The organism is Pseudophaeobacter flagellatus, assembly GCF_021228235.1.
Classification (GTDB): domain Bacteria; phylum Pseudomonadota; class Alphaproteobacteria; order Rhodobacterales; family Rhodobacteraceae; genus Pseudophaeobacter; species Pseudophaeobacter flagellatus.
Genome location: NZ_JAJQRG010000009.1, coordinates 144,311 through 158,535, shown reverse-complemented (window position 1 = coordinate 158,535; position 14,225 = coordinate 144,311). Strand labels below are relative to the sequence as shown.

Sequence of the window (14,225 nt, the reverse complement as noted above, 5' to 3'; positions counted from 1 at the left end):
TTCATCAAGGACCGCCCGACATGCGCATTTTGCCCCTCGCCCTTGCCGCCCTACTGATACCTTCTGTGGCCCTAGCCCAATGTGGTGGCAGCTTTTCCGGCTTTGTGGAGTCCCTGAAACAAGAGGCCCTGACCGCAGGCTATGATCGCACCACGGTCAACGGATTTTTCAAAGGCGCGCGTCAGGATCAAAAGGTGCTCAGAGCGGACCGCGCCCAGGGGGTTTTTCAAAAACCCTTTATCGACTTCTCGCGCCATCTGATTTCACAAAACCGTATCGACCGTGGGCGTTCCATGGCGCAGAAATACGACAGCACCTTTCGCCGGATCGAGGCCACCTATGGCATCAATCGCGGTGTTCTGCTTGCCTTCTGGGCGTTTGAAACCGACTACGGTGCCTTTCAGGGGGATTTCAACACCCGCAATGCGCTGATTACCCTGGCGCATGATTGCCGCCGCCCCGCACTGTTCCGCCCGCAGATATTTTCCGCGCTGGAACTGTACAAGAGGGGCAATTTTGATCCTGCCCGAACCACCGGGGCCTGGGCGGGCGAAATTGGCATGGTGCAGATGCTGCCACAGGATATTCTCGACAACGGGGTTGATGCCGATGGGGACGGCCATGTCAGCCTCAAGACCTCGGCGCCGGATGCGCTGATGTCCGGTGCCAAGATGCTATCGCATCTGGGCTGGCAGCCGGGGCAGCCCTGGCTGCAAGAGGTCACCCTGCCGCGCGATCTGGATCTGGCACAAACAGGCATCGAAACCAAGCTGTCGGTCCGGGACTGGCAGCGCCAGGGGCTGCGCGCCAAAGAGGGTTCTTTGGCCTCTGGTAATATGAAGGCCTCGCTGCTTTTGCCGCAGGGGCACAGGGGGCCGGCCTTTCTCGCCTATCCCAACTTTGACGTCTATTTCGAGTGGAACCAAAGCTTCACCTATGTTTTGACCGCCGCATACTTTGCCAACCGCCTAGAGGGCGCTTCGATCTATAACGCGGGCAAACCCGATCAGGGGCTATCCAACGCACAAATGAAGCAACTGCAGCAGCGCCTGCAAAACCTGGGCTACGACGTGGGCAAGGTTGATGGCATCCTTGGCGCCAAGACACGTGCCGCCGTGCAAACCGAACAGCAACGCCTGGGCCTGCCCGCCGATGCTTGGCCAACACCGGCACTGCTGAAACGGCTCTAGCACCAGCAGTGAAGCACAACAGAAAAGGGGCATGATGAATATCATGCCCCGCCAACCAGACAAACCACCAGAACAGCCCAGCCGCTCTCAGGCCTGGATGCTGGCTTTAATTGAAGTCGATAGCTGTTTCAAAATCGCTCATGTGGCGCGACCACAGGCCAACAGTGGCGGCAAAATCATCTGCGCTGATGCCCGCATCGCCCATATAGACATCCATTTCCAGCTTGGTGGAGCCGTCGTCCGCCACATAGGCCCGCACCCAGCGCTTTTCAGCGTTGAAATCATTCACCGTCTTCAGCCGCACACCACCATTGCTGGCATAGCCTGAATAAAACTGAATGGAATCACAGTTGGTGCTGTCAGAGCAGCCATAATAAAAAATCGTAAATTCGCTGCCATAATGGGTAACGTTCAGCTGCGGATCACCAACATTGTCGGTCAGCCGCTCGACATCGGCACCTTCATTCAGAAAGAAAGTCTCCAGGCTGCTGGCCGATCTGGCTGTCACATTTTCTGCCAGGGCAGCGAACGGGGTGACTGCCAGGGCGGCAACCGCAAAAGATTTGGTCAGGTTCATAATGTCCTCCGATTGGTATTATACTTATCATGGGCGCGAGCGACCTCGCCTCTGGTTATAAATCCATCGCCCTGCTGGACAAGGGGGCTGTTTGGTCCTGTTTTCCCCCAAGACCACGACGTGATGCCGACGCCAGATGTCAAAGCTTGCGCGGATTTCGCCTAGGCCACAAGGGCTTCGGCCTTTTTCAGGTCAACAGAGACCAGCTGACTAACACCCTTTTCCTGCATCGTGACGCCAAACAGCCGGTCCATCCGCGCCATTGTCACCGCATGGTGGGTGATGATCAGAAACCGCGTTTCAGTCTGGCGGCACATCTCATCCAGCAGATCGCAGAACCTGGTCACATTGGCATCGTCCAGCGGCGCGTCGACCTCGTCGAGCACACAGATCGGCGCCGGGTTGGACAAGAACACCGCAAAGATCAGCGCCATGGCCGTCAGCGTCTGCTCGCCACCGGACAGCAGCGACAGGGTCGACAGTTTCTTGCCCGGTGGCTGGCACATGATTTCCAGCCCCGCGTCCAGTGGATCATCACTTTCCACCATCACCAGATTGGCCTCGCCGCCACCAAACAGATGGGTAAAGAGATTGGCAAAGCTGGCGTTCACCTCTTCAAAGGCGGTCAGCAGCCGTTCGCGCCCCTCGCGGTTGAGGCTGGCAATACCACTGCGCAGGGTTTTGATCGCCTCTTCCAGATCCAGCTTTTCCGAGACCAGCTCATCATGTTCAGTCTGAATTTCGCGGGCGTCTTCCTCGGCGCGCAGGTTCACCGCGCCCAGGGCATCGCGCTGCCGTTTGTGCCGGTTCACTTCCGCCTCCAGCTCCTCGGCGTCAGGCATCTGGTCGGGACTAACCTCTAGCTGCTCCAACAGGGTCTGCGGGCTGCAATTCTGCACTTCGCTGATACGTTCTGCCGCATGGGTCACGGTCTCTCGCGCGGCCTCGCACCGGGCCTCTGACCGGGCCCGCGCCTCGCGCGCTTCCGAGGCGAGCCGCTCTGCTTCGCGTTCGATCTGTACCTTTTCGCGCAGGCTGTTTTCTGCGGCAATCAGAGCCTCCGAGGCCGCAGCCTTGCGCGCCTCCGCCTCCTCAATGGCCTCGCTCAGCTCCTCGCGCTTTTCAGCGAGTTCGGCCGGGACGGCATGGGCCTCCTCCAGCTCTTCCTGCGAGGCCTCGCGCCGTTCCGCCAGTTCAGCGATCCGCCGTTCGGCGGTCTCCAGACGGTGGCGCCAGCCGGACAGATCCTTTGTCACCTGCTGGGCGCGTTTGATGCGCGCCTCGCCATCGCGGCGCAGCTCATCATGAGCAGAGCGATGGGTGAGCATAGTAATACGCGCCGCCTCGACCGCCTGTTTAACGTCTTCGACCCCGGCGCGGGCTGCGTCCAGATCCCCCAGATCGGCCTGGGCCGTCTGGGCCTGAGACAGCTGCAACGCCGCATTCATCGCATCCTCACCGTGGCGCGTCACCGCAATGCCCAGGGTTTCCAGCTTGCCTTCTGCCAGGTTGCGTTCTGCCTCAGCCCGGCTGAGCGCGCGCGCCGCATCGGCCACCCGCTGATCCGCCACCCGGCGGGCCTGCCGGGCATTCTGATCGGCTTGGGTGACCTCATCCAAGCGGCGCATCAGCGTTTCATGCGCGGCTCGGGTGCCATCGGCCTTGGCGCTGACCCGCTCCAGCTCCTGCTTTAGGGATTCCAACCGGTTCAGCTGTTCCAACCGCAGTGCCGCCGCGCTGGGGGCGTCCTCGGCCCAGGCACGGTAGCCATCCCAGCGCCAGATATCGCCCTCCAGCGTGACCAGCCGCTGGCCCGGCTGCAGATCCGCCTGCAGGCTGCGTGCGGTATCACTGTCGACAAGCCCAATCTGGCCAATGCGGCGCGCCAGGGCGTCAGGCCCTGAGACATATTTCGCCAGCGGATCTACCCCATCCGGCAGGGGCACATCACGGCTATAGCTCGGCAGGGTCAACCACCCTGTTGGACCATCCGCCGCAGCCAAAGGCGCACGTAGATCATCCGCCAGCGCCGCCCCCAGCGCCTTTTCATAGCCCGGAGATACGCTAAGCTCATCCAGGATCTGGCCGCTTTCGGCGGTGTCGCGTTCCAGCAATTTGGCCAGGGCGGTGACTTCGGCACGGATGGCACCCAGCTCGCCCTCGGCCTCGGACCGCTGCGCCCGGGCGGCGGATTCTAGCGCCTGGGTATCAGTGCGCGCCTCGTCTGCGGCCGCCAGCGTCTCTTCGGCCAGTTCGGCCACCTCGCGGGCCTCTTCCTCGGTGGCGAGAGCCGCCTCAAAACCTTCGCCCGCCAGCTCTAGCGCCTCGGCGGCGTGATCCTGAGCCTCTTGCGCTGCCGCGCCTTCGTTTTCAGCCCGTGCGAGGGTGCGCTGGCAGTCCTCGACCAGACGCTGCGCAGACTGATAGCGTGCCGCGAGCCGCGCCACATCTTCATTCAGCTGCGTCAGGTGATCTTCACGCGACTCAAGGATTTGTGCCGCCTCGCGCGCCAGATCGGCTGCCTCCTGCAGGCGGGCCTCATGGCCCTCGCTTGCCTTGGCCAGTTCTTTTTGTTCCCAGTCGAGCCGTTCAATCGTGTCGCCGGCATCGCGGTTCAGCCCACCTTCGCGATCGATATCATTGCCCAGCTGCTGGATGCGGCTGACCAGCCGTTCAATCGCCTGCCGCGCCTGGGATTCCTGATCACCAAGCGAGTCTCGCTGCACCACCAGCCGCTGCAACACCGCTGCGGCAATGGCCTGTTCTTCGCGCAGGGCAGGCAGGCCCTCTTCGGCCTCGGCCCGGTTGGCAGCCGCCGCGCGCGATAGCGCCTCGCCCTTGGCCGCCTGGGTAACGCGCAGGGTTAGTTCCTGTTCAGCGCTCAGCCTGGCATCATCTGCCTCCCGCCAACGGCGGTACAGCAACATCCCCTCGGCCAAGCGCAGTTTTTCGCCGATGTCGCGATACCGTTGGGCCTGACGGGCCTGACGGGCCAACTGCCCCAGCTGCCCCGCCAACTGTTCAATCACATCATCCACGCGCAAGAGGTTCTGCTCGGTATTCTTCAGCTTCAGCTCGGCCTCATGGCGACGCTGATACAGCCCCGAGATCCCCGCCGCCTCTTCCAGAATGCGCCGCCGCGCCTTGGGCTTGGCATTGATCAGTTCGGAAATCTGCCCCTGACGCACCAGCGCCGGCGAATGCGCCCCGGTAGAGGCATCGGCAAAGAGCATCTGCACATCGCGCGCCCGCACATCCGTGCCATTGGATTTATAGGCGCTGCCCGCGTCGCGGGTGATCCGGCGCACAATCTCTAGCTGATCGGAATCGTTAAACCCCGACGGTGCCAGCCGATCCGAGTTATCAATCAACAGGTTCACTTCAGCAAAGTTACGGGCCGAACGCGAGGTGGTGCCGGCAAAGATCACATCCTCCATGCCGCCGCCGCGCATTGCCTTGGCGCGGGTTTCCCCCATCACCCAGCGCAGTGCCTCCAATAGGTTGGATTTACCGCAGCCATTCGGACCAACCACGCCTGTCAGCCCCTCGCCGATAATCAAATCGGTCGGATCAACAAAGCTTTTGAAGCCGGTAAGCCTGAGTTTGGAAAAGCGCAAAGCTGCCCCTGAGTGATTCTATGTTTGTCTGACTCGAGCAGCTTCACGACTGTTATGTCAACGTAAACAGGCAGCAAGAGCCGCCTCATCCTCCCCTCCCAGCGTCAGATCGGGGAAACAGTGATACGGACGGGCCACCGCGTGCCTAACAGTGCAAGATTCCGGTCATTACCGCCTGATCGCCAAGAACCCCGCGCACCTCGCATCCGCTTACCCGCGCCATGGCGGTGGCGGCCTGTTTGCGAAGCGGCCCCAGCCGGGGCGCATATTGCGGATTGACGCGGGTCGCCTCGGCCAGGGTGCCGCGCAAGCGAACCTCAAACCGGCTGCCACCAACCTCAACCAATGTCGCGGGCACCCCGGCAAAATGCCCAACCCAGCCAGAGCAGGCCGCAAGCCAAAATATCAGGACAAGAGCAAGACCGCGCATATCCCGGCCAGCTTGGCGCAATCCAAACGCGAAAACCAGTCAAAACCCCGCGAAGTCGAGAGCCCCCTACGTCTCTGCCCTAGGTCTGTTGCAAGAGACGGCCCAGGCGCGCGACCCCACTGTGGATCGCCTCTGGCTCCAGCACAGAGAAGCTTAGCCGCAGCGTATTGGTGCCGTTGCCATCAGCGAAAAATGCTTGGCCAGGGACAAAGGCGATATTTTCCTCATCCAGCGCCCGCACCAGCAGTGCGGCAGCATCGATATGCGCAGGCAGGTTCAGCCAAACGAACATACCGCCTTCCGGGCGGGTCCAGGTGATGCCCTGGGGCATATGTGACTGCAGCGCCGCAAGCATGGCATCGCGGCGGCTGCCATAGGCCTGCCGCAGCCGCGCGACATGGGATTCAAAACAGCGCTCGGCCACCTGATGCACCGCCATCTGGTTCAACGTCGCTGTGTGCAAGTCCGCCGCCTGCTTCATCAGAACCATCTGTGCGATCACCGGTTTGGCCGCCACCACCCAGCCTAGCCGCAGCCCCGGCGACAGGGTCTTTGAGAAAGAGCCACAATAGATCGTGCGACATTGTTCCAGATCACCGCGCCGGGCGATTTCCAGCCCCAGAATCGACGGAATCGGGTCGCCGTCATAGCGCAGCGCCTGATAGGCACCATCCTCGATAATGGCGCAGCCCAGATCTTCGCTCAGATCCAACAGCGCGTCACGGGCCTGCTGCGACAGGGTCTGCCCGGTGGGATTGGCAAAATCCGGCGACAGATAGGCGAATTTGACCTGACTGCCTGCCGCCTCTGCCGCCTGCCGATAGCTGAGGGCAGATCGGTTGCCACCCGGGTTCAGCTGGTCATAGCGCGGCTCATAGGCGTTGAACGCCGCCAGCGCCCCCAGATAGGTCGGCCAGCCCACCAGCGCAGTATCATTTGGCGACAAAAACAGCTTGCCCAGATAGTCCAGCGCCTGCTGTGAGCCCGATGTAATCAAGATATTGTCGACATCACAGACCACACCCATCTGCGCCATTTGCCCTCGGATCCATTCGCGCAGCGGCAGGTAGCCCTCGCTGAGGGAATATTGCAGCGCCTCGGACTGGCGTTCTGGTGTCAGGCAGTCCTGGAAGGCGGCCGAAAACTCCGCCGCCGGAAACAGCGCAGGATCCGGGATTCCGCCGGCAAAGGACAAAAGGCCGGGACGGTTCAGCAGTTTCAGCAACTCGCGAATTTCCGAGGCCTTCATCCGCTGGGTTCGGCTGGCAAAGAGCTGTTGCAGCAACATTGGCGTGCTCCGTTTGAGGTTTACCCGGTCAACGTAAGAATATTTCAATATGAGTCAATAGTTATGACCTAAAATTTCAAATACTGTAATCCCTGCCTTTGATTCCTGCCGGGTGCTTGCAGGCTTGCGCCGGGCGTGGTCATATGTTTTGACCAATTTGCAGCGCTCGCCCCGCTGTACTGCGACATGATGATCAGCCAGAGGCCCCGATGCCGTTTCAGAAAATCCAGCCCGAAAAACTCTCTGCCTCGGTGGTGCACCAGATTGAACAGCTGGTGCTGCGCGGCATCCTCTCTCCCGGTGAGCGCCTGCCACCAGAACGCGAACTGGCCGAGCGTCTTGGGGTGTCGCGCCCCTCGCTGCGTGATGCGATCTCGCAACTGCAGGCGGATGGGTTACTCTGCGCCAAGGCGGGTTCGGGGATATTTGTCGCAGATGTGCTGGGCTCGGCCTTTTCGCCAGCGCTGATTGAACTGTTTGCCCGCCACGACGAGGCGGTGTTTGACTACCTCGGCTTTCGTCGCGACATGGAAGGGCTGGCGGCCGAGCGCGCCGCCAAATTTGGCTCTGACGCAGATCTGAAGGTGATCCAGACTATTTTTGACAAGATGGTCGCCGCCGGAGACCCCGCAGTTTCGGATGCAGCGGCCAATCTGGATGCCCAGTTTCATTCCGCCATCATGGATGCCAGCCATAATGTTGTGATGCTGCATATGATGCGCGCGATGTTTGATCTGCTGCAAAAGGGTGTGTTCTACAATCGCCGCATCATGTTCAGCCGTCACACCACCTACGAGGCGCTTTTGGCCCAGCATAGTGCCATCAATGCCGCCCTGCAGGCCCGCGATCCCGTAGGGGCCCGGACCGCCGTTGAGGCCCATCTGGACTATGTGAAACAATCGCTGATCGACCATCAGCTCAGCCTGCGTAACGCCGAAATCGCCCAGCAGCGGCTAGAACATGAAAGCAGCAAGGGATAAGACGGTCCCCCTGCCGTCGTTACGATTTTACAATGCGCGAAATTTAGCTGTGGGCCGATGCCTGCTGAATGCGGCTGCAAGGCACATGAGCAACCGAAAAGCGCAGCATAGCGCGCCTTGCAGTGACGTTTCCAACCCTGCCGTGCCAGAGATGAGGGTCAGCAGAAAAAACAATAACCCGGCCACTGGGGCCGGGTTATTTAGTCAGATACAGTGATCCTTGTTCGATCAGTGCAGCTTGTCGTTGACGTCGGTGATGGCCGCGTCGATCAGCTTGTTGGCTTCGGTCGCAGTCATCTGCTTGGCGATCACTTGATCGGCGGCAGCAACTGCGATTGAAATCGCCTGATCGCGCACTTCCTTCACAGCCGAGGCTTCGGCGGAAGCGATCTGCTCTTCAGCAGCAACGAGACGACGGGCGATGGAGGTTTCCAGATCCGCCTTGGCCTCTTCGGCCGCCGCAGCAGCATCGTCACGGGCCGCAGCCACGATACGATCCGCCTGGGCCTGAACTTCCTGTTGCTTGCGCTCATAAGAGGCCAGAATAGTCTGGGCTTCGTCACGCAGAGCACGGGCGTCGTTCAGCTCTTTCTGGATGCCGTCAGCACGGGCGTCAAGCTGGCCACCCAGCAGGGTAGGTACTTTGACAAACAGCAGAATGCCAACAAACAGAAGAAAGCCAAGCAGAACAACAAAGTTGGTGTTGCTCATCGAAAAGAAGGGACCAGAGGCGGCGAAGGCCGGGCTGGAGGCCCCAAGGGTGAGGGCAATTGCCAGAACTGTGCGCATGTCCTTAACCTTTCATCCGGTCGGCAACCGCTGTAGCGACTGCTTTTGCATCAGCTTTGCCACCCAGCGCTGTTACCAGAGCTTCGGCGGTGTCAGCGGCAACTTCTTTCACGCTTTCCAGCGCGCCAGCCTTGATTTCACCGATGGCCTTTTCAGACTCGGCGGTCTTGGCAGCAATCTGTTCGTCCGCTTTGGCAATGGCTTCGTCCAGGCCAACCTGGATTTCGGCGCGTGTTTCGGCGGCGATACGCTGGGCTTCAGCGCGGGCATCTGCCAGCGCTTTGTTATATGCGTCTTCGGCCTCAACTGCCTTGGCTTTCAGATCTTCAGCCGCAGCAAGGTCGTTGGTGATGGTCCCCTGACGCTCTGCGAGAACCGCAGCAATGCGGGGCAGCGCGACACGCGACAAAATGAGATAGATCGCGACCAGCGCGATTGCCAGCCAGAAGATCTGGTTCCCGAAGGTCGAGAAATCCAGCTGCGGCATGCCCGGAGCAGAGCCGTGCGCGGCCTCGGCGGCGCCGTGAGCTGCGTCTTGCGTATTAGATGCCATGTCGTCCTCCTAGGGAACTTGCCGTTACATCGGGCGGCAGGCCTTGGGCCTACCGCCCGACCGTAAGGATAAAGTGTCCTAAGGTCTTAGACTGCGAACATCAGCAGCAGAGCAACCAGGAACGAGAAGATGCCCAGAGCTTCTGCAAAGGCGATGCCGATGAAGAGAGTAGCTGTCTGGCCGGCGGCTGCCGATGGGTTGCGCAGAGCGCCTGCCAGGAAGTTGCCGGCTACGTGGCCAACACCGATTGCGGCTGCGCCGGAACCAATTGCTGCCAGGCCTGCGCCGATGAACTGACCGAGTTGTGCGATATCGCCTTCCATGGGTATTCTCCTTACGATGGAATGTGGTGATTTGGGATCTCGCCGACCCAGGATCGGGTCAGCGGGGAACTTGGCTTGGGCCTAACCTTAGTGGCTCGGATGCAGGGCATCTTTCAGATACACGCAGGTCAGGATGGTAAAGACATAGGCCTGAATAAAGGCCACCAGAACTTCGAGAGCGTAGACCGCGGTGATCGCAAAGATCGGCAGGAAGCTGAACAGGCCCAGTGCGCCTGCAAACCCTGCAAAAACCTTCAGAACTGCGTGGCCCGCCATCACGTTGCCAGCAAGACGAATGCTGTGGCTTACGGGACGTACGAAGTAGGAAATCAATTCGATGATGGCCAAGATGGGGCGCAGGGCCAAAGGCGCGCTGGAAACCCAGAAGAGGCCAAGGAAACCGGTGCCATTTTTGACAAAGCCAACGATGGTGACGGTAAGGAACACCAGACCCGCCAGGATCGCAGTGACAGCGATATGCGAGGTGGTGGTAAAGGACATCGGGATCAGACCAAGGAAGTTGGCCATCAGGATGAACATGAACAGAGTCATGATATATGGGAAGAACTTGACGCCATCTTTGCCAGCGACATCTTCAACCATCTTGTAGATGAACCCGTAGGTCAGTTCCGCAACCGACTGGGCGCGACCTGGCACAATGGCGCGGCGCGAAGAGCCCACAACCATCAAGAGGAAGACGCAGACAACAGCCAGGGCCAGCCAGAGGGTGACATTGGTGATTGCGAAGGTGCTGACGGCACCACCCGTTAGGGAGGCCACGCCGAACTGTTCCATCGGATGGATGGCGAGCTTAGCCAACTCTGCTGGTGGCGCAAAAACCAAGCCAGACACCACTACCAGTGCCAATGCTACGTAAAAGAACAGCTTGCCCATCGTTCCGCTTCTCCTGTCGTCAGGTGTTGATCACGCGATCAGTCCTGAGCCTTTGCATTTTCATCGGCCTGTTCGGCCAGTTTCTGTTCCTGGATCTCCTGCGCGGTGCGAAGCATCACCTTCACGCCAGCGGCAAGTCCCAGCAATATGAACAGCACCATAAAGATAGGCAGGGTCCCAAAAAGGTGATCCAACCCAAATCCGATGCCAAAGCCGATCCCAAGACCGACCACCAATTCTATCACCATCCGCCAGGCCTGATTGGCCATCGAATAATGTTCATCCGCGCGCGGCTTGGGCTCTTGGGCCTTACGCGCCGCAGCCAGCTTTGCCTCCAGCTGCGCCATGCGCTGCTTTTGGTCATCATCTGTCACGGGCGCCATCCTCACGCGATTTCTATGAGAGGTGCTAAGGCGCTGGGGCCGCAGAGTCAATTGTTCAAGCGCCGCAGCGAAATTTTCCGCAAACGACTGTAATTAAATGACTTTCCAGCCACCTTCGATTTCAGTCAATCTCCCTGGGGTTCACCATGCACAGGTTTTGCAGGTTTTTCCTTATTCAACCATTTGGTTGATTTAGAAATCAAACCGCCAGCGCCGGACCTGCTAGTGGGTCAGCGCGTCTTTCCTTCACGGGAATTGCAGTCTAGGGTCGCACCAGATGTCCAGCGAACTTGATACTGCCTTTGCCGCCCTGGCCGATCCGACTCGTCGGCGCATCCTCACCATGTTGTTAGAGGATGATATGGCCGTGACCGATGTGGCAGAACCGTTTGAAATGTCCCTGGCCGCAATTTCCAAGCATCTGACCATTCTGACACGGGCCGGACTGATCGCGCAGGAAAAGCGCGGACGGGTGAAATGGTGCAAGCTACAGCCAGACGCCCTGCGGGCGGCCTCGGTCTGGATGCAGGGATTTGGCCAGTTTGAACCGGTCAACCTGGATGCCTTTGAACGCTTCCTGGCCAGCGAACTGGATGACCAGCCCGAGACGGCAGACATCACTGCCGAGGCCTGAGAGAGACCGCCCCCTTCAGGCCCTAGCTCGGCGCATCGGCTTGGCCGCGTCCTCAAGCAGCAGCACCAGGGCCACGACCGTCAGTGCGATCCCCACCAGCACCAGCCCTCGCGGTGCCGGATTGCTCAGCGCCACCTGCCAGACAATCACCCAGCTGGGCGTCAAATAGGTATAGGCCATTACCTTGGCGGCCGGCAGGTGCAGGCTGGCAAATTGCAGCAAGACGAAAGTCACCGCACTGGCAAAGATCGCCACATAAAACAGGCCAACCCAGACCAGCAGCGGCAGATTTGCCCAATCGGTGGCCCAGATATCACCCCAGCCCACCACCAAGAGCAGTAGCGCGCCCGCAATCAGGGTGCCAAAGGTAAAACCAATCGCTGACTCGCCCCGGTTCATCCGGCGCACCAACGGCGTATAGATGGCATGGGCCACGCAGCCGACAAAATAGATTGCCTCGCCGCGGCCAATGTCAAAGGCGCGCAGCGCCGCCAGATCGGCGCGAAAAATCACCCAGAGCGCCCCTGCCGCGCCAATGCACAGCGCCAGCGCCATGCGCGGGGATGTCACCTGTCGCAGCAGCAGATAACCAAAGAAACCGCTGAGCACCGGGGTAAGGGTGAAAACGGCAGAGGCGCTGACCGGATCTGCCGTTTTCAGCCCGTAAAACATCAGCACAAAATAGCAGGCAAAGAACGCCCCCAACACCAGATAGCGCCAGGGCGCTTGGTAATAGCTGCCCCTGATTTGCCCGGTCAGGCCAGCCACCGCACCAATCACCACCGCAGCAATAACAAAACGCGCCGCATTCAGCGCCATGGGGGCAATATCGTTGGCGATAAGACCCCCAAGCGAAAACGACCCCGCCACCAGGATCGAAAACAGCAGCATCGCGCCATGGGCGCGCTGCGCCGGAGTCATGCCTGCCACTCCTTCGCCCGCTCTTTCAAGAAATTCAAAAAGCTCTGGACCTTGTTGGTGCGATGCAGATCGACATGGGTCACCAGCCAGAGACTGCCAGCCCATTCGGCCCGTGGCTCCATCATCTTGACCAAGCCAGGATGGCGCGAGGCCTCCCACAGGGACATAAAGCCGATCCCTGCGCCCGCCATCACCGCCTCGCTCATCGCCACCCCATCGGAACAGCGAAAGGTGATGGTCTCTTCGCTCGTGTGTTCGCGCAGCCATTTGCTAAACGGCGCCCGGCTATCGGCATTGTCAGACCCCACAAACTGATGGTTCTTCAGGTCCTCGATCCCGTCCAACATACCGTGCTGATCCACATAGCTTTGCGCCGCAAACAGGCCGACCCGTTGCTTCAGGAAAGGTTGCACCACATTGTCGGGCTGATCCGGGGCATTGCCGGCCCGCAGCGCCACGTGGGCCTCGCCATATTCCAGCCGGAACAGGCGCTCGCCAGTCAGATAGCGAATGACCAGGCCGGGGTGCATCTGCTGAAACTCGCTCAGCACCGGAACCAAAAGATGCGACATCGATGACAGCGACGTCACCACCAATTCGCCAGAAACCTCGTCCCCCTGCCCCTTGAGCCGCCCGACCAGCTGGCTGAACTGATCATCGGTAGCCTGTGCCACACGCAACAGATCCTGCCCCGATTCCGTCGGGGTATAACCACGCGCATGCCGCTGGAACAGCTTGACCCCCAATCGCGCCTCAATCGCATCAATATGTCGGATCACCGTCGCATGGTGGACGCCGAGAACCTCTGCCGCGCCGCTGACCGTGCCCATGCGTGCCACTTGATAGGCCGTCCGCACCTCGTCCCAATTTTCCATTCAAATGCCCTCGCTGCTCTACCTGCACCCCATCACAGCCCTGCCAAGCACTTGCAGTGGCAAGATCTGCGCAAATACGCACACTAGAAGTGCTTATGTCGCAGTTGCGTTCATATTTGCTATACCCCATTTACTCAGAAGACGAAACACAAAATGGGAAACCCGGCCATGACCTCTACTGTTCTGCATATCGATTCCTCTGCCCGTTCCGAAAACTCGGTTACCCGCTCGCTGAGCGCTGAAATCACCGCGCAGCTCTCGCCTGATCACGTGATCCGCCGCGATTTGGTAACGCCACTGCCGCTGCTGGACGAGGCCTGGGTGAACGCGAACTTCACCCCTGCCGATCAGCGCACGCCAGAGCAAAAGGCGCTGCTGGCGCAATCAGATACCCTGATTGAAGAGTTGAAACAGGCCGATACCGTGGTCATTGGCACACCGATCTACAATTTCTCGGTACCCTCGACGCTCAAGGCCTGGATTGATCTGGTCGCCCGCGTCGGCGTCACGTTTCAGTACAGCGAAACAGGCCCAGAGGGGTTGCTGACTGGCAAGCGCGCCATCATCGCAGTGGCCTCTGGCGGGACGCAGGTCGGGTCTGACATCGACTTTGCCAGCACATATCTGCGCCATGTGCTGGGCTTCATTGGCATCACCGAGGTTGAGCTGGTCGCTGCAGACCAACTGGTCAAGGATTCCGACGGCTCGATGGCGCGGGCCAAGTCAGCCATTGCTGCTCTCGCCGCCTAAGGCCGCGACACGTCCTCCAAG

General features: G+C 60.0%; 15 protein-coding genes. 4 read left to right on the top strand and 11 right to left on the bottom strand.

Annotated elements, in window-relative coordinates; all coding sequences use genetic code 11:
• Positions 1–20 precede the first annotated feature (20 nt).
• On the top strand, positions 21–1,190 hold the full coding sequence (locus LRK71_RS16360; protein WP_232404983.1) for a lytic murein transglycosylase: 1,170 nt from the start codon (positions 21–23) through the stop codon (positions 1,188–1,190).
• 106 nt (positions 1,191–1,296) lie between these two features.
• On the opposite strand, the gene LRK71_RS16355 is transcribed toward LRK71_RS16360, so the two are convergent.
• The 4 genes from LRK71_RS16355 to LRK71_RS16340 form a co-directional block, all read right to left on the bottom strand.
• On the bottom strand, positions 1,297–1,767 hold the full coding sequence (locus LRK71_RS16355; RefSeq protein ID WP_232404982.1) for a YbjN domain-containing protein: 471 nt from the start codon (positions 1,765–1,767) through the stop codon (positions 1,297–1,299).
• Between the two features lie 161 nt (positions 1,768–1,928).
• Positions 1,929–5,384, bottom strand: coding sequence for a chromosome segregation SMC family protein (locus LRK71_RS16350; RefSeq protein WP_232404980.1), 3,456 nt, complete (start codon positions 5,382–5,384; stop codon positions 1,929–1,931).
• Between the two features lie 145 nt (positions 5,385–5,529).
• Positions 5,530–5,814, bottom strand: a complete 285-nt coding sequence (locus tag LRK71_RS16345; protein WP_232404979.1) for a hypothetical protein — start codon at positions 5,812–5,814, stop codon at positions 5,530–5,532.
• A 79-nt stretch (positions 5,815–5,893) separates the two neighbouring features.
• Positions 5,894–7,102 carry an aminotransferase-like domain-containing protein gene (locus LRK71_RS16340; protein ID WP_232404978.1) on the bottom strand — a complete coding sequence of 403 codons (1,209 nt, stop codon included), beginning with the start codon at positions 7,100–7,102 and terminating at the stop codon, positions 5,894–5,896.
• A gap of 209 nt (positions 7,103–7,311) precedes the next feature.
• Here LRK71_RS16340 and LRK71_RS16335 point away from each other — a divergent pair, with 209 nt between their 5' ends.
• Positions 7,312–8,082 carry a FadR/GntR family transcriptional regulator gene (locus LRK71_RS16335; protein WP_232404976.1) on the top strand — a complete coding sequence of 257 codons (771 nt, stop codon included), beginning with the start codon at positions 7,312–7,314 and terminating at the stop codon, positions 8,080–8,082.
• A 228-nt stretch (positions 8,083–8,310) separates the two neighbouring features.
• Here the strand turns inward: LRK71_RS16335 and LRK71_RS16330 are convergent, their stop codons facing one another.
• The 5 genes from LRK71_RS16330 to LRK71_RS16310 all read right to left on the bottom strand — a co-directional run bounded on the left by LRK71_RS16330 (position 8,311) and on the right by LRK71_RS16310 (position 11,024).
• On the bottom strand, positions 8,311–8,871 hold the full coding sequence (locus tag LRK71_RS16330; protein ID WP_232404975.1) for a F0F1 ATP synthase subunit B: 561 nt from the start codon (positions 8,869–8,871) through the stop codon (positions 8,311–8,313).
• A 4-nt stretch (positions 8,872–8,875) separates the two neighbouring features.
• Positions 8,876–9,424: a F0F1 ATP synthase subunit B' gene (locus LRK71_RS16325; RefSeq protein WP_232404973.1), complete on the bottom strand. Its 549-nt coding sequence runs from the start codon at positions 9,422–9,424 to the stop codon at positions 8,876–8,878.
• Between the two features lie 86 nt (positions 9,425–9,510).
• The gene (locus LRK71_RS16320) at positions 9,511–9,747 is read right to left on the bottom strand and encodes a F0F1 ATP synthase subunit C (RefSeq protein ID WP_008205040.1); all 237 of its coding nucleotides are present in this window, start codon (positions 9,745–9,747) and stop codon (positions 9,511–9,513) included.
• An 87-nt stretch (positions 9,748–9,834) separates the two neighbouring features.
• Entirely contained in the window at positions 9,835–10,641 is an 807-nt protein-coding gene (locus tag LRK71_RS16315) for a F0F1 ATP synthase subunit A (RefSeq protein ID WP_232404971.1), read from the bottom strand.
• Between the two features lie 38 nt (positions 10,642–10,679).
• Complete coding sequence (locus tag LRK71_RS16310) at positions 10,680–11,024, bottom strand: AtpZ/AtpI family protein (protein ID WP_232404963.1); 345 nt, start codon at positions 11,022–11,024, stop codon at positions 10,680–10,682.
• 277 nt (positions 11,025–11,301) lie between these two features.
• Between LRK71_RS16310 and LRK71_RS16305 the strand changes: the two genes are divergently transcribed.
• Positions 11,302–11,658: an ArsR/SmtB family transcription factor gene (locus LRK71_RS16305; protein ID WP_232404962.1), complete on the top strand. Its 357-nt coding sequence runs from the start codon at positions 11,302–11,304 to the stop codon at positions 11,656–11,658.
• A 15-nt stretch (positions 11,659–11,673) separates the two neighbouring features.
• On the opposite strand, the gene LRK71_RS16300 is transcribed toward LRK71_RS16305, so the two are convergent.
• Both LRK71_RS16300 and LRK71_RS16295 read right to left on the bottom strand, forming a co-directional pair.
• Positions 11,674–12,579, bottom strand: coding sequence for a DMT family transporter (locus LRK71_RS16300; protein WP_232404961.1), 906 nt, complete (start codon positions 12,577–12,579; stop codon positions 11,674–11,676).
• A complete protein-coding gene (locus tag LRK71_RS16295; protein ID WP_232404960.1) occupies positions 12,576–13,454 on the bottom strand; it encodes a LysR family transcriptional regulator in 879 nt (292 codons plus the stop codon). The genes LRK71_RS16300 and LRK71_RS16295 overlap by 4 nt, the downstream gene beginning before the upstream one ends.
• Positions 13,455–13,622: 168 nt before the next feature.
• Here LRK71_RS16295 and LRK71_RS16290 point away from each other — a divergent pair, with 168 nt between their 5' ends.
• Positions 13,623–14,204: an FMN-dependent NADH-azoreductase gene (locus LRK71_RS16290; protein WP_232404958.1), complete on the top strand. Its 582-nt coding sequence runs from the start codon at positions 13,623–13,625 to the stop codon at positions 14,202–14,204.
• The last annotated feature ends 21 nt before the right edge of the window (positions 14,205–14,225 follow it).

Excerpts from the sequence above, each read along its gene's own strand:
- LRK71_RS16360 (WP_232404983.1), top strand. The coding sequence starts at position 21 with ATGCGCATTTTGCCCCTCGCCCTTGCCGCCCTACTGATACCTTCTGTG.
- LRK71_RS16355 (WP_232404982.1), bottom strand. The coding sequence starts at position 1,767 with ATGAACCTGACCAAATCTTTTGCGGTTGCCGCCCTGGCAGTCACCCCG.
- LRK71_RS16345 (WP_232404979.1), bottom strand. The coding sequence starts at position 5,814 with ATGCGCGGTCTTGCTCTTGTCCTGATATTTTGGCTTGCGGCCTGCTCT.
- LRK71_RS16340 (WP_232404978.1), bottom strand. The coding sequence starts at position 7,102 with ATGTTGCTGCAACAGCTCTTTGCCAGCCGAACCCAGCGGATGAAGGCC.
- LRK71_RS16335 (WP_232404976.1), top strand. The coding sequence starts at position 7,312 with ATGCCGTTTCAGAAAATCCAGCCCGAAAAACTCTCTGCCTCGGTGGTG.
- LRK71_RS16330 (WP_232404975.1), bottom strand. The coding sequence starts at position 8,871 with ATGCGCACAGTTCTGGCAATTGCCCTCACCCTTGGGGCCTCCAGCCCG.
- LRK71_RS16325 (WP_232404973.1), bottom strand. The coding sequence starts at position 9,424 with ATGGCATCTAATACGCAAGACGCAGCTCACGGCGCCGCCGAGGCCGCG.
- LRK71_RS16320 (WP_008205040.1), bottom strand. The coding sequence starts at position 9,747 with ATGGAAGGCGATATCGCACAACTCGGTCAGTTCATCGGCGCAGGCCTG.
- LRK71_RS16315 (WP_232404971.1), bottom strand. The coding sequence starts at position 10,641 with ATGGGCAAGCTGTTCTTTTACGTAGCATTGGCACTGGTAGTGGTGTCT.
- LRK71_RS16310 (WP_232404963.1), bottom strand. The coding sequence starts at position 11,024 with ATGGCGCCCGTGACAGATGATGACCAAAAGCAGCGCATGGCGCAGCTG.
- LRK71_RS16305 (WP_232404962.1), top strand. The coding sequence starts at position 11,302 with ATGTCCAGCGAACTTGATACTGCCTTTGCCGCCCTGGCCGATCCGACT.
- LRK71_RS16300 (WP_232404961.1), bottom strand. The coding sequence starts at position 12,579 with ATGACTCCGGCGCAGCGCGCCCATGGCGCGATGCTGCTGTTTTCGATC.
- LRK71_RS16295 (WP_232404960.1), bottom strand. The coding sequence starts at position 13,454 with ATGGAAAATTGGGACGAGGTGCGGACGGCCTATCAAGTGGCACGCATG.
- LRK71_RS16290 (WP_232404958.1), top strand. The coding sequence starts at position 13,623 with ATGACCTCTACTGTTCTGCATATCGATTCCTCTGCCCGTTCCGAAAAC.